Genomic DNA, 12,512 nt, shown 5'->3' with positions numbered 1-12,512 from the left:
GATGCAGGTTGTGAATCATCGAGACGACATCGACACCCTGCCGCGCCTGACCCGCCGCGGCGCCTTCCGGCTTGCCGCCGGCGCGCTCGGTGGCGCGCTGGGCACCGGCGCCCGCGCGCAAGGCAGTGCAACGGCGACCTCGCAGCCGGGCATCGTGGTGCCGATCGGCGGCGCGCTCAAGTTCGACAACGCCGAGGTCTGGGCGCGCCTGGTGCAGCTCAGCGGCGGCCCCGGCGCACGCTGGCTCGTGCTTCCCACCGCCGGCGACTCGCCGCAACGCGCCGGCGAGCGCATCGCGCAGACGCTCGAGCAGGCCGGCGCCAAGGCGACGGTGCTGCCGGTGTCGCCGCGCTGGCCCGGGACCGAAGTGGCGCGCGCGGTGCGCGACCCGGCGCTGGTGGCCGAGGTGGCGCAGGCCGCCGGCGTCTACTTCGCCGGCGGCGCGCAGGAGCGCATCGTCGACGCGTTGCAGCCGGGCGGCCAGAGCACGCCGCTGCTCGACGCGATCCGGGCGCTCAAGGCGCGCGGCGGCATCGTCGCCGGCAGCAGCGCGGGCGCGGCCGTGATGAGCCGCACGATGTTCCGCGACGCGCAGGACAGTCTCGCCGTGCTCAAGTTCGGCGCCCGCATGGGCAAGGAGATCGACCGCGGCCTTGGCTTCGTCGGCGACGAGCTGTTCGTCGACCAGCATTTCCTCAAGCGCGGCCGCATCGGCCGCCTGCTGCCGGTGATGTGGCAGGAGGGCTTCAAGCTCGGCCTCGGCGTCGAGGAGAACTCGGGCGCGATCGTGCGCGGCTCGCAGATCGAGGCGATCGGCGCCAAGGGCGCGCTGCTGGTCGACCTGCGCGGCGCCAGCCACGACGCATCGCTCGGCGCCTTCAACCTCAAGGGCGTGCGCCTGACCTACCTCGACCGTGGCGACCGCCACGACCTGGGCACCGGCACCACGACGCCGAGCGAGATCAAGCAGCGCGACGCGGCGATCGACCCCAACTCGGCCGCCTTCAAGCCCTACTTCCCGCGCGCGCCCTTCTATGGCGACATGCTCGGCGACAACACCATCGTCAACGCGATGGGCAACCTGATCGACAACCGCGAGAGCGAGGCCTTCGGCCTGGCCTTCGACGGCCGCGCGCTGCGCCCCGGCGCGCCGGCGCAGCCGCCCGAGGCACGCGCCACGCTGGGCTTCGAGTTCCGCCTCTACCGCGGCCCCGACAGCCGCGGCTGGTTCACCGGCGCCTTCGGCGGCGAGGACTACACCGCGGTCAACCTCTACCTCGACGTCACGCCGGTGGAGATGGCCAAGCCGCTGTTCCGCCCGCTGGCGGCGGCCGGCCGTTGAGCCGCAACCCCAGGCCCATCCCAACCCGCGCGAACCCGCCATGCAACGACGCCACCTGCTCCCCACTGCCCTGGCCGCCCTGCTGCTGGCCGTCGGCGGCCAGACCCTTCTTGCCGCCGACGCGCCGGCCAGGAAGCTGCGCATCGGCGTCGAGGGCGGCTACCCGCCGTTCTCCGAGGTCGGGCCAGATGGCAAGCTCAAGGGCTTCGACATCGACATCGCCAATGCCCTGTGCGCGCAGATGAAGGTCGAGTGCACGCTGGTTCAGGGCACCTTCGACGCGATGATCCCCTCGCTGCAGGCGCGCAAGTTCGACGCCGTGATCGCCTCGATGTCGATCACGCCCGAACGCCAGAAGGCGGTGGCCTTCAGCAACAAGTACTACCAGACACCGGCGCGGCTGGTGGTCAAGACCGGCACCAGGCTCGACGTCACGCCCGAGGGCCTCAAGGGCAAGCGCATCGGCGTGCAGCGCTCGACGATCCACGACCGCTACGCCACCGACACCTTCAAGAGCGCCGAGATCGCGCGCTACGGCAAGCAGGACGAGGTCTTCCTCGACCTGGCCGCGGGCCGCATCGACGCGGTGCTGGCCGACTCGGTGGCGATCGACGTCGGCTTCCTGAAGACGCCGCAAGGCAAGGCCTTCAGCTTCACCGGACCGGTCTACGACGACCCGAAGTACTTCGGCATCGGCGCCGGCATCGCGCTGCGCAAGTCCGACACCGCGCTGCTCGCGCAGTTCAACGACGCGCTGCGCGCGATCCGCGCCGACGGCAGCTACAAGAAGATCCAGGACAGGTACTTCGCCTTCGACGTCTACGGCGATCCGAAGCTGGGCATCCTGGACGGGAAGCCCTGAGCATGCTTCACGGCTACCTGGGCTCGATCCTGGAGGGAGCGGGCCTCAGCCTCGCGGTCGCGCTGCTGTCGCTGCTGCTGGCCTGCACGCTGGGCCTGGTCGGCGCGCTCGCCAAGCTGTCGCGCTCGCGCATCGCGCAGCGCATCGCCGGGCTCTACACCACGCTGATCCGCGGCATCCCCGACTTGGTGCTGATGCTGCTGGTGTTCTACGGCGGCCAGCTGCTGGTCAACCGGATCGGCGAGCAGCTCGGCGCCGACTACATCGACATCGACCCCTTTGTTGCCGGCGTGCTGACGATCGGCTTCATCTACGGCGCCTACCTGACCGAGACCTTCCGCGGCGCCTTCCTCGCGCTGCCGGGCGGACAGCGCGAGGCGGGCCTGGCCTACGGTATGAGCCGCGGCCAAGTGCTGCGCCGCATCGAGCTGCCGCAGATGCTGCGCCACGCGCTGCCGGCGCTGTCGAACAACTGGCTGGTGCTGGTCAAGAGCACCGCGATCGTCTCGGTGATCGGCCTCAACGACATGATGACCCGCGCCGGCCAGGCCGCCGCCAGCACGCGCGAGCCTTTCCTGTTCTTCGCCGCGGTCGGGCTGATGTACCTCGCCATCACCACCGTCTCCGAACTCGGCTTCGCGGCGCTGCGCCGCCGCAGTTCGGTCGGCGTGCGCCACGGCAACTTCTGAGCGCGGCCGCCGATGAACTTCGACGTGATCCTGGAGAGCCTGCCGCTGTACGCCACCGGCGTGCTGACCACGCTGCGGCTGCTGGCGCTGTCGCTGCTGATCGGCGGGCTGCTCGCGCTGCCGCTGGCGGTGCTGCGCGTGATGCCGCAGCGCTGGGTGCACGGCCCGGTCTGGCTGTTCACCTACGTGATCCGCGGCACGCCGATGCTGGTGCAGCTGTTCATCATCTACTACGGCTTGGCCCAGTTCGAGTGGGTGCGCGCGAGTGCGCTCTGGCCCTGGCTGCAGTCGGCAAGCTTCTGCGCGATCGCCGCCTTCGCGATCAACACCTGCGCCTACACCACCGAGATCATCGCCGGCGCACTCAAGGCCACGCCGCATGGCGAGATCGAGGCCGCGCGCGCGATGGGCATGTCGCGCGGGCTGATGCTGCGCCGGGTGTTGCTGCCGGCGGCGCTGCGCCGCGCGCTGCCGGCCTACGGCAACGAGGCGGTGATGATGCTGCAGGCCACCTCGCTCGCCAGCGTCGTCACGCTGCTGGACATCACCGGCGTCGCGCGCGACGTCAACGCCCGCCACTACCTGCCCTTCGAGGCATTCATCACCGCCGGCCTGCTCTACCTCGTCATCACGCTGACGATGGTCAGCCTGCTCCACGCCGCCGAGAAGCGACTGCTCGTGCATCTGCGCCCGCGCGCTTGAAGGACCGCCACGCTCACTTCGTTCGCTGCCCCCCCGAGGGGGCCATGCCAGCCTTGGGACGGCCCGGCGCCCGGCGCTGACCCCACGACTCACCGCACCTCGCACTCGCTCCGCCAGCAATCCATGCAAATCCACCGCCATCCCCTGCTGTCCCAGTCCCTCGGCACGCACCGCGAGCTGGTCAGCTTTCACTACGGCACGCCGGACACCGGGCCGAAGGTCTACATCCAGGCCTCGCTGCATGCCGACGAGCTGCCCGGCATGCTGGTCGCGCACCACCTGCGCGAGCGCCTGGCCGCGCTCGAAGCCAAGGGCGCGCTGCGCGGCGAGGTCGTCGTCGTGCCGGTGGCCAATCCGCTCGGGCTGTCGCAGCGCGTGCTCGGCGGTGCCGCCGGCCGCTTCGACCTGCAGACCGGCGAGAACTTCAACCGCCACTACCCGAGCCTGGGCGATGCGGTTTGGGCCGAGGCCGGCGCGCTGCTCGGCAGCGATGCCGAGGTCAACGTGCAGCGCATCCGCGCGGCGCTGCGCGCCTGCGTCGTGCGCTTGCCGGCCGCGACCGAGCTGCAGTCGATGCGCCGCACCCTGCTGGCGCTGGCCTGTGATGCCGAGATCGTGCTCGACCTGCATTGCGACCACGAGGCGGTGCTGCATCTCTACACCGGCACCGCGCTCTGGCCACAGGCCGAGGCACTGGCACGCTGCCTTGGCGCCGAGGTCAGCTTGCTCGCCGCCGACTCCGGCGACCAGCCCTTCGACGAGGCCTGCTCGCAACTCTGGTGGGAGATCGCCGCGCGTGCCGGCACGCTCACCGCGGCCGACGGCCGGGCCCGCCCGGTGCCGCCAGCCTGCCTTGCCGCCACCGTCGAACTGCGCGGCGAGGCCGACGTGAGCCACGCCCAGGCGGCCTCCGACGCTCAGGCACTGCTCGACTTCCTGACCCACCGCCGCGTGATCGACGGCCTGCGCACCCCGCTGCCACCGCTCAGGCGCGAGCCCACGCCGCTGGCCGGCTCGGAGCCAGTCACCAGCCCGGTCAGCGGTGTGATCGCCTGGCACAAGGCACCCGGCGACTGGGTCGCGCGCGGCGAGACGGTGGCCGAGGTGATCGACCCGATCAGCGCCACCGTGACCCCGCTGACCAGCGCCACCGACGGCGTGCTCTACGCGCGCGAGAATCGCCGCTTCGCGGTGGCCGGCATGCGCCTGGCCAAGGTCGCCGGCACGCTGGCCACCCGTACCGGCAAGCTGCTGAGCGCCTGATCATGCTGGCCCCTGTCGCCCACCCTTCTTCGAGCGTCGCGATGACGGTCCACACGAGCCCGCCCCAACTCGCCGCTACCGACCTGCACAAGCGCTACGGCAAGCACGAGGTACTGCGCGGCGTCTCGCTCAGCGCGCAGCGCGGTGACGTGATCACGCTGGTCGGTTCCTCCGGCTCCGGCAAGAGCACCTTGCTGCGCTGCCTCAACCTGCTCGAACAGCCCAATGCGGGCACGCTGGCCATGGGCGACGAGACGCTGGCGCTGGTGCCCGACCGCGACGGCAGCCTCAAGGCTGCCGATGCGAAGCAGCTACAGCGCTGGCGCGCGCGGCTGGCGATGGTCTTCCAGGGCTTCAACCTCTGGGGCCACATGAACGTTCTCGAGAACGTGATCGAGGCGCCGGTGCATGTGCTCGGCAAGAGCAAGGCCGAGGCCGTGGAGCGCGCCGAAGCCCTGTTGGCGCGGGTCGGTGTTTCCCATCGCAAGTCGATGTACCCGGCCCACCTGTCCGGCGGCGAGCAGCAGCGGGTCGCGATCGCACGCGCGCTGGCGATGGATCCCGAGGTGATGCTGTTCGACGAACCGACCTCGGCGCTCGACCCGGAGCTGGTCGGCGAAGTGCTCAAGGTGATGCGTGACCTGGCCGCCGAGGGCCGCACGATGGTGGTCGTGACGCACGAGATGGGCTTCGCGCGCGAGGTCAGCAACCACACGATCTTCCTGCACCAGGGCCGCATCGAGGAACAGGGCGACCCGCGCGAGGTGTTGTCGCGTCCGCGCAGCGAGCGGCTGCAGCAGTTCCTCTCGGGCGGCTTGAAGTGACCCGCCCCGGAAGCGGCCTGCGGCCCTCTGCCACGCGCAGGATTCGCGGCGCTGACGGACTGGCGAAGCCGGATCCGCGCTGGCTGCCGACCGGCCCGTTTCGTTCCACAGTCGGGCGCTGAGGCGCTCAATCGCGCTGCTGCGGCCGCCGCGCATCATGAGGCAGCAACTCGTTGGCGTCCTGATGCTGCCGCGCGCGTCGATGCTCGCCGCCGGCGCGGTGCTCGACGTGCTCAACCACGCCAACGACGAGCTCGACATGCCGCTCTACCGCACGCGGCTCTTCGCGATCGAGGGCGAGTTCGTGGTCGGCGTCGGCGGCGCGGCGATGGTGAGCGAAGGCACCGTCGCGCAACTGCTGCGCGGCCAGCAGCTCGACCTGTTGCTGGTGCTGGCCGACACGCCACTGCCCGAGAACGGTTTCGAGGCGGTGCTCGACGCGCTGAACCAACAGGCCGCCGGCGGCGCCGTCATCGGTGGCGTCGGCACCGCTGCCTGGCTGCTGGCGCGAGCCGGGCTGCTCGACGGCCAGCGCGCCACGGTCCACTGGCCCTACACCGCGATCTTCGGCCAGCGCTTCGCGCGCATCGTGGTCAGCGACCACCTGTTCGAGCTCGGCGAGCGGCGCATCACCTGCGGCGGAGGCACTGCGGTGATCGACGCGTTGCTCGCCTGGCTGCAGGAGCGCCATGGCGAAGCCCTGGCTCAGTCACTCGCCAGCCAACTCGGCCTGGAACGCCTGCGCGGCGCCGGCGAACGCCAGCGCGTGCCGCTGGCCGCGCGCATCGGCGGCGGCCAGCCCAAGCTCGCCGAAGCCGTCTCGCTGATGGAGGCCAACCTCGGCGAGCCGCTGCCGACCGAGGAGATCGCGCAACTCGTGGGCGTCTCGCGGCGCCAGCTCGAGCGGCTGTTCAAGCAGCACCTCGACGCGCTGCCCTCGCGCTACTACCTCGAGCTGCGGCTGAACCATGCGCGCCGTCTGCTGCAGCAGACCAGCCAGTCGATCCTGCAGATCGGCCTCTCCTGCGGCTTCTCGAGCGGGCCGCATTTCTCGAGCGCCTACCGCAACAACTTCGGCATCACGCCACGCGAGCAGCGCAGCGGGCGTGCCGCGGCCCAGGTGCTGAGCACCACGAATCAAGAGGAGGACGCTCCCGATGAGCGCACGACTGCATCCTGAAGCAAGCGAAGCCGCGCGCTACGTGCTGCGCCCCGCCGGCCCCGGCGACCTGGCCGCGCTCGAGCGCATTGCCGCCGCGCGCGCGATCGGCATCAACTCGCTGCCCAGCGACAGCGCGCAGCTGCTCGACAAGCTCGAGCGCAGCGCCTTCTCGTTCGCCAGCGAGGACGAGGCCAGCGGCGAGGAGACCTACCTCTTCGTGCTGGTCGACACGCGCGACGGCGGCGTGGTTGGCTCGAGCGGCATTGCCGCCAGCGCCGGCTTCCACGACCGCTTCTACAGCTATCGCAACGAGTTCCTGGTCCAAGCCAGCCCCGAACTCGGCATCGTCAACAAGACCCACACGCTGCACCTGTGCCACGACCTCACCGGCGTGACGCTGCTGACCTCGTTCTGGATCGACCCCGCGCTCGAGGCCACGGCCTGGCCGCAGCTGCTGTCGCGCGCGCGCCTGCTCTACATCGCGGCGCACCGCGAGCGCTTTGCCGACCGCATCGCCGCCGAGAGCCCGGGCCTGTCCGACGAGCAGGGCCGCTGTGCCTTCTGGGACGCGGTCGGGCGGCGCTTCTTCGACATGGACTACCCGGCCGCCGAGCGCCTCACCGGCGGCCGCAGCAAGGCCTTCATCGCCGAGCTGATGCCGCAGGCACCGATCTACGTACCGCTGCTGCCCGAGGCCGCGCAGCTGGCGATCGGCCAGTTGCACCCGGTCAGCGAGCTGCCGTTCTCGATCCTGATCGACGAGGGCTTCGACGCCGACAGCTACATTGACATCTTCGACGGCGGCCCCACGGCGGAGGCGCGTTTCGAGATGCTGCGCACGGTGCGCCACCTCGGCGCGGCGCGCATCGCGGGCCTGATCGAGGTGCCGCTGCAGAGTGCCGGCAGGCCCGGCGCGGGCTGGGCCTTGCTGGCCAACGGCGGCGGCGAGGACTTTCGCGCAACGCTGGCGCCGATCGCGCGCAGCGCGCCTGGCGCGATCGACCTGGCGCCGGCAGCCGCCGCCACGCTGGTCCGCGTCAAGGGCGCGACGCTGCAATGGGCGCCCCTGTCGCCGCCTCGAATCGACCTCGGAGGGTCCTCATCATGATGCTTGCCCGCCCGGCCCTGGCCAGCGACGGCGCCGCCCTGCAGGATCTGCTCGCCCGCGGCCCGCTCTCCGAACGAACCGACCGCGCCCCGGCCCACCAGGGCAGCGTGGCCGACGTGGTCTGGCTGGTCGAAGACCAGCCCGGCGGCCGCGTGCTGGCCACCGCGCGCCTGGCTGCCGCACTCGGCCTCGACGCGCCGCGCTTCTTCTATCACGTCGGTTGCGTCGTGCACGCGGCGCGCGAGCTGCGGCTGTTCCATCGCCAGCGCACGCTGTTCCTGAGCAACGACTACACCGGCGCCAGCGAGTTGTGCGACGTGGCGCTGGAGACGCAGGACATCGCGCTACCCGAGCAGGCGCGCGCGCTCAACCTGCTGCTGCAGACCTTGCTGCTGTGGATCGCCGAGCATCGCGCGAGCTACGCCCACTCGCTGGTGCTCGCACTTCCCGGCGTGCGCGACGCCGGCGGCGGCTCGCCGTTCTGGCAGGGCCTCGGGCACCACTTCTACGGCGGCGACCCGAGCCAGGCGCTGAGCACCGAGGGTCGTGCTTGGAAGGGTCGCGTCGCGCCGCTGATGCCACGGCACCCGCTCTATGCCTCGTTCCTGCCGGCCGCGGCGCAGGCCGCGATCGCCCAGCCGCACTCGAGCGCACGGCCGCTGGTGGACGTGCTCGAGCACGAGGGCTTCCGCTACGGCCACCATGTCGACGTGGTCGACGCCGGGCCGGTGCTGGAAGCGGTGCCGGACGACCTGCGCAGCATCGGCACCAGCCTCAATGTGGAGTTGGTCGTGGCTGACGCGGTGGCGGCGGCCGAGGCGGTGTCGCACACGGTGCTGGCGACTGGCGCTCAACCGCGGGCGCTGCGGCTGCGCGCGGTGCTGGCGGCCGGTCGCCTGTTGGTCGGCAAGGAGGATGCCGGGCATCTGGGCCTCGCCAGCGGCGCCCGGGTGCGGGTGACGGGACGCTCGCAGCCCCCGGGTTAGCCCCGCCACCGCTTCGGCGCGAAGCAGGCATGTTTGCGCTGTCACAAGGTGATCGATCCTGACCCCCATCAGAATCGGCCCACGACGCAAGGAGAACAAGCCTGAACTCCGGCCTGCGCCCCGAAGCACCTTCAGAGTCGACGGCAGCACCCGCCGCGACGGCCACCTCCGGCCTGGCACGCTGGTTGCCGGTTGCCGGCTGGCTGCCGGCCATGCCGGCCGGCTCGGTGCGCGCGGACCTGGTGGCCGGCATCACGCTGGCCGCCTACCTGCTGCCGGCCGGCCTGGGCGACGCCTCGCTGGCCAACCTGCCACCCGAAGCCGGCCTCTATGCCTGCCTGTTCTCGGGCCTGCTGTTCTGGCTGTTCTGCGGCTCGCGCCACACCGCGATCACCGTCACGTCGGCGATCTCGATCCTGGTCGGCACCTCCCTCGGCACCCTGGCCGAGGGCGACGCCTCGCGCTTTGGCGCGCTGGCCGCCGCCACCGCGCTGATCGTCGCGCTGCTCGCCTTCCTGGCCTGGTGGGTGCGCGCCGGTGCGCTGGTGAACTTCATCTCCGAGACGGTGATGATCGGCTTCAAGACCGGCGTCGCGCTCTTCATCGCCAGCACCCAGTTGCCGAAGCTGTTCGGCTTCGGCGGCGGGCATGGCAGCTTCTGGGAGCGCATCGGCAGCTTCTTCTCGCACCTGGGACAGACCAATCCCACCGCGCTGGCGATGGGGGTGGCGGCCCTGGCCCTGCTGCTGGCCGGCAAGCGCTGGCTGCCCAACCGGCCGGTGGCGCTGGTGGTGGTGGTGGCCGGCGTGGTCGCGGCCGGCCTGATCGACGCCGGCGCGCACGGCGTCAAGCTGCTCGGCGCGATCCCGCAGGGCCTGCCGCCGATCGGGCTGCCGGCGGTGCACTGGAGCGACCTCAACGAGCTGCTGCCGCTGGCCGTCGCCTGCTTCATGCTCGCGGCGGTCGAGACCGTCGCCATCGGCCGCACCTTCGCGCTCAAGCATGGCTACCGGCTCGACGCCAACCAGGAGTTCCTCGGCCTGGCCGCGGCCAACCTCGGCGCCGGGCTCGGCCAGGGCTTTGCGGTCGCGGGCGGCATGTCGCAGTCGCTGGTCAACGAGAGCGGCGGCGCGCGCACGCCGCTGTCGGGCCTGGTCGCGGCGCTGATCGTGCTGGTCGTGGTGCTGTTCTTCTCGGACCTGCTGCGCAACCTGCCGCAGCCGGTGCTGGCGGCGATCGTGCTGGTCGCGGTGGCCGGGCTGTTCAAGCTCGAGGACATGCTGCGGCTGTGGCGCGTCGATCGCGGCGAGTTCCTGATCGCCGTCGCCGCGCTCGCCGGCGTGCTCGGCTCCGGCCTGCTGCGCGGCGTGATGATCGGCGCGCTGATCTCGCTGGTGATCCTGCTGCGCCGGGCCTCGACGCCGCATGTGGCGGTGCTGGGGCGCGTGCCCGGCACCGACCTGTTCGGCGACGTCGAGGCCAATCCGGAGAACGAGCGCATCGCCGGCGTCTTCGTGTTCCGCCCCGACGCCTCCCTGCTCTACTTCAACTGCGAGTTCCAGCGCGAGCGCTTCCTCGAACTGCTGGCGCAGGAGCCGGCACCGGTGAAGCTGGCGATCTGGAGCCTGTCCACCGGTGGCGTGGTGGACCTGGCCGGCGCCGAGACCCTGCTGCACCTGCGCGGCGAACTGGCGCGGCGCAACATCGAGTTCATGCTGGCCGACATCCATGGCCCGGTCCGCGCCAATCTGCGCGCGGCCGGGCTCGAAGCCCATTTCGGTTCGTTCGAGGCCAATGCCTCGGTCGCGACGATCCTGCGTGCGCGCGGACTCTGAAGCCGCCCGCTTCCCGATGCCCGCGACGGCGGGCCCCTCCACCCCGAAGGAGCAAGCACCATGTCCGACGAAGGCCACGATCACATCGAGAAGCGCTGGTCCAAGCACTTCGAGGAGATCGATCTGCAGATCGTCCAGCTGGCGACGATGTGCGACGTGAAGCTGCTCGATCCCGGCGTGGTCGAGCGCGTGCTGCACAACGACAGCACGGTCTGCGGCAGGAACAAGCCCGAGACCTTCGCCAAGCTGCGCGCGCTGCTGATGATGCATTACTCGTCGCAGGCCAAGGCCGTCGTGGCGCTGGGCGAGGAGGACGCGCTGCGCGTGGTCAGCGACACGCTGGACCGGCTGCGCGAGCGCATCGGCGGCCGCCTGGGCGGATCAGCCAGAACCTGAGCCCTCGCGGCTCGACAACACGAAGGAACACAGCCATGAAGACCGACAAGCGCAAGAAGGGCGAGCGCGTCGAAGCCGACGCGGTGGCCGCAACTGCGGGCACCGCGCGTGAGCCACTGTCACGCAGGGACTACGACAAGGCACTCAAGGAGTTGCACGTCGAACTCGTCAAGCTGCAGGAGTGGGTCCTGTACAAGGGCCTCAAGGTCTGCATCGTGTTCGAGGGTCGCGATGGCGCCGGCAAGGGCGGCACCATCAAGGCGCTGACCGATCGGGTCAGCCCGCGCGTGTTCCGCGTCGTGGCCCTGCCCGCCCCCAGCGAGCGCGAGAAGAGCCAGATGTACATCCAGCGCTACCTCGGGCACCTGCCGGCGGCCGGCGAGGTCGTGATCTTCGATCGCAGCTGGTACAACCGCGCCGGCGTCGAGCGGGTCATGGGCTTCTGCACCGACGAGCAGCTCCGCGGCTTCCTCGACACCGTCTCCCCGGTGGAGCGGGCGATCGTCAAGTCGGGCGTCATCCTGCTCAAGTTCTGGCTCGAGGTCGGCCCCGAGGAGCAGACCCGCCGGCTCAAGGACCGCATCGAGGACGGCCGCAAGCTCTGGAAGCTGTCGCCGATGGACCTGAAGTCCTACGGTCGCTGGGACGACTACACGCGCGCCCGCGACGACATGTTCAAGGCCAGCGACAGCGAATGGGCGCCGTGGCTCGCGGTGCACTCCGACGACAAGCGGCGGGCGCGACTGAACATCATCCACCACATCCTCGGCAGCATCGACTACAGGATGCCGCCGCGCGAGAAGATCGTGCTGCCCAGGCGCAAGGCGCCGCGCAGCAACCCCGAGGGCGAGCGTGCGATGCGCTTCATTGCCGAGCCGTTCTGAGCGCCGAGCCTGCGCCCGCCCGCGCACACGAGAAGTGGCCGTTGCTCGCCACGGGCGGGCGCAGCTCTGCACAACGTCGATCTGCCTCTCTGAGCCGACCTCGCGCCGGTAGCAAGCTGTAGAGCTCGATAGCTTGCCGCTGCGGTCCGTCGCCCGGTTTGTCTGCGGGAGGGACCTTGTCGGCTGACCTGGAATGCGGGGCGACGTACACGTCGATTGGCACGTCCGCAGCTGCAAGGCCACTTGACCGCCGATCCACGGCTGCATGAAGACCGCGGTCGACAAGGTCAAGAAGTGCAAGGGCCGCAGCCGCACGGGCAAGACGCATCTGGCAACCGCCATCGGCGTGGCCGGCATCACGCGGCACGGCCGGCGGGTGCGGAGCTGTTCGAGGGTGAATCTGATCAATGCGCCGGAGCAGGAGAAGGCGCAGGGAACACATCGGATCGACCCACCTGG

General features: G+C 70.8%; 12 protein-coding genes and 1 pseudogene. All 13 read left to right on the top strand.

Annotation, left to right across the window (positions count from 1 at the left end):
• Position 1 precedes the first annotated feature (1 nt).
• Positions 2–1,342: a cyanophycinase gene (locus EV670_RS03275; protein ID WP_130430367.1), complete on the top strand. Its 1,341-nt coding sequence runs from the start codon at positions 2–4 to the stop codon at positions 1,340–1,342.
• 40 nt (positions 1,343–1,382) lie between these two features.
• Positions 1,383–2,204 (top strand): ABC transporter substrate-binding protein, encoded by an 822-nt coding sequence (locus EV670_RS03270; protein ID WP_130430366.1) that lies wholly within the window; start codon positions 1,383–1,385, stop codon positions 2,202–2,204.
• A 2-nt stretch (positions 2,205–2,206) separates the two neighbouring features.
• Positions 2,207–2,893: an ABC transporter permease gene (locus EV670_RS03265; RefSeq protein ID WP_130430365.1), complete on the top strand. Its 687-nt coding sequence runs from the start codon at positions 2,207–2,209 to the stop codon at positions 2,891–2,893.
• Positions 2,894–2,905: 12 nt separating this feature from the next.
• Positions 2,906–3,595 carry an ABC transporter permease gene (locus tag EV670_RS03260; RefSeq protein ID WP_130430364.1) on the top strand — a complete coding sequence of 230 codons (690 nt, stop codon included), beginning with the start codon at positions 2,906–2,908 and terminating at the stop codon, positions 3,593–3,595.
• 123 nt (positions 3,596–3,718) lie between these two features.
• Positions 3,719–4,858, top strand: coding sequence for a succinylglutamate desuccinylase/aspartoacylase family protein (locus EV670_RS03255; RefSeq protein WP_130430363.1), 1,140 nt, complete (start codon positions 3,719–3,721; stop codon positions 4,856–4,858).
• Between the two features lie 41 nt (positions 4,859–4,899).
• The gene (locus EV670_RS03250) at positions 4,900–5,682 is read left to right on the top strand and encodes an ABC transporter ATP-binding protein (protein WP_130430910.1); all 783 of its coding nucleotides are present in this window, start codon (positions 4,900–4,902) and stop codon (positions 5,680–5,682) included.
• 157 nt (positions 5,683–5,839) lie between these two features.
• Positions 5,840–6,862: a GlxA family transcriptional regulator gene (locus EV670_RS03245; protein WP_207224989.1), complete on the top strand. Its 1,023-nt coding sequence runs from the start codon at positions 5,840–5,842 to the stop codon at positions 6,860–6,862.
• Positions 6,840–7,952 (top strand): arginine N-succinyltransferase, encoded by a 1,113-nt coding sequence (locus EV670_RS03240; protein WP_130430362.1) that lies wholly within the window; start codon positions 6,840–6,842, stop codon positions 7,950–7,952. The genes EV670_RS03245 and EV670_RS03240 overlap by 23 nt, the downstream gene beginning before the upstream one ends.
• Entirely contained in the window at positions 7,949–8,938 is a 990-nt protein-coding gene (locus EV670_RS03235) for an arginine N-succinyltransferase (protein WP_165393217.1), read from the top strand. Before EV670_RS03240 ends, EV670_RS03235 begins: the two co-directional genes overlap by 4 nt.
• Positions 8,939–9,150: 212 nt before the next feature.
• Positions 9,151–10,773 carry a SulP family inorganic anion transporter gene (locus tag EV670_RS03230; protein ID WP_130430360.1) on the top strand — a complete coding sequence of 541 codons (1,623 nt, stop codon included), beginning with the start codon at positions 9,151–9,153 and terminating at the stop codon, positions 10,771–10,773.
• A 60-nt stretch (positions 10,774–10,833) separates the two neighbouring features.
• Positions 10,834–11,169 carry a hypothetical protein gene (locus tag EV670_RS03225; protein WP_130430359.1) on the top strand — a complete coding sequence of 112 codons (336 nt, stop codon included), beginning with the start codon at positions 10,834–10,836 and terminating at the stop codon, positions 11,167–11,169.
• Between the two features lie 35 nt (positions 11,170–11,204).
• Positions 11,205–12,053, top strand: a complete 849-nt coding sequence (ppk2, locus tag EV670_RS03220) for a polyphosphate kinase 2 (RefSeq protein ID WP_130430358.1) — start codon at positions 11,205–11,207, stop codon at positions 12,051–12,053.
• A 301-nt stretch (positions 12,054–12,354) separates the two neighbouring features.
• Positions 12,355–12,489 (top strand): annotated as a pseudogene (locus EV670_RS03215) (ATP-binding protein); the annotation flags it as partial.
• Between the last annotated feature and the right edge of the window lie 23 nt (positions 12,490–12,512).

The sequence above is a fragment of the Rivibacter subsaxonicus genome, from assembly GCF_004217215.1.
Taxonomy (GTDB): Bacteria; Pseudomonadota; Gammaproteobacteria; order Burkholderiales; family Burkholderiaceae_C; genus Rivibacter; species Rivibacter subsaxonicus.
The sequence above is the reverse complement of the archived record's forward strand: the minus strand, read 5'-3'. Positions and strand labels throughout refer to the sequence as shown.

What these genes read in the sequence shown, in the direction of transcription:
- EV670_RS03275 (WP_130430367.1), top strand. Translation starts at nt 2, where the DNA reads ATGCAGGTTGTGAATCATCGAGACGACATCGACACCCTGCCGCGCCTG.
- EV670_RS03270 (WP_130430366.1), top strand. Translation starts at nt 1,383, where the DNA reads ATGCAACGACGCCACCTGCTCCCCACTGCCCTGGCCGCCCTGCTGCTG.
- EV670_RS03265 (WP_130430365.1), top strand. Translation starts at nt 2,207, where the DNA reads ATGCTTCACGGCTACCTGGGCTCGATCCTGGAGGGAGCGGGCCTCAGC.
- EV670_RS03260 (WP_130430364.1), top strand. Translation starts at nt 2,906, where the DNA reads ATGAACTTCGACGTGATCCTGGAGAGCCTGCCGCTGTACGCCACCGGC.
- EV670_RS03255 (WP_130430363.1), top strand. Translation starts at nt 3,719, where the DNA reads ATGCAAATCCACCGCCATCCCCTGCTGTCCCAGTCCCTCGGCACGCAC.
- EV670_RS03250 (WP_130430910.1), top strand. Translation starts at nt 4,900, where the DNA reads ATGACGGTCCACACGAGCCCGCCCCAACTCGCCGCTACCGACCTGCAC.
- EV670_RS03245 (WP_207224989.1), top strand. Translation starts at nt 5,840, where the DNA reads ATGAGGCAGCAACTCGTTGGCGTCCTGATGCTGCCGCGCGCGTCGATG.
- EV670_RS03240 (WP_130430362.1), top strand. Translation starts at nt 6,840, where the DNA reads ATGAGCGCACGACTGCATCCTGAAGCAAGCGAAGCCGCGCGCTACGTG.
- EV670_RS03235 (WP_165393217.1), top strand. Translation starts at nt 7,949, where the DNA reads ATGATGCTTGCCCGCCCGGCCCTGGCCAGCGACGGCGCCGCCCTGCAG.
- EV670_RS03230 (WP_130430360.1), top strand. Translation starts at nt 9,151, where the DNA reads ATGCCGGCCGGCTCGGTGCGCGCGGACCTGGTGGCCGGCATCACGCTG.
- EV670_RS03225 (WP_130430359.1), top strand. Translation starts at nt 10,834, where the DNA reads ATGTCCGACGAAGGCCACGATCACATCGAGAAGCGCTGGTCCAAGCAC.
- ppk2 (WP_130430358.1), top strand. Translation starts at nt 11,205, where the DNA reads ATGAAGACCGACAAGCGCAAGAAGGGCGAGCGCGTCGAAGCCGACGCG.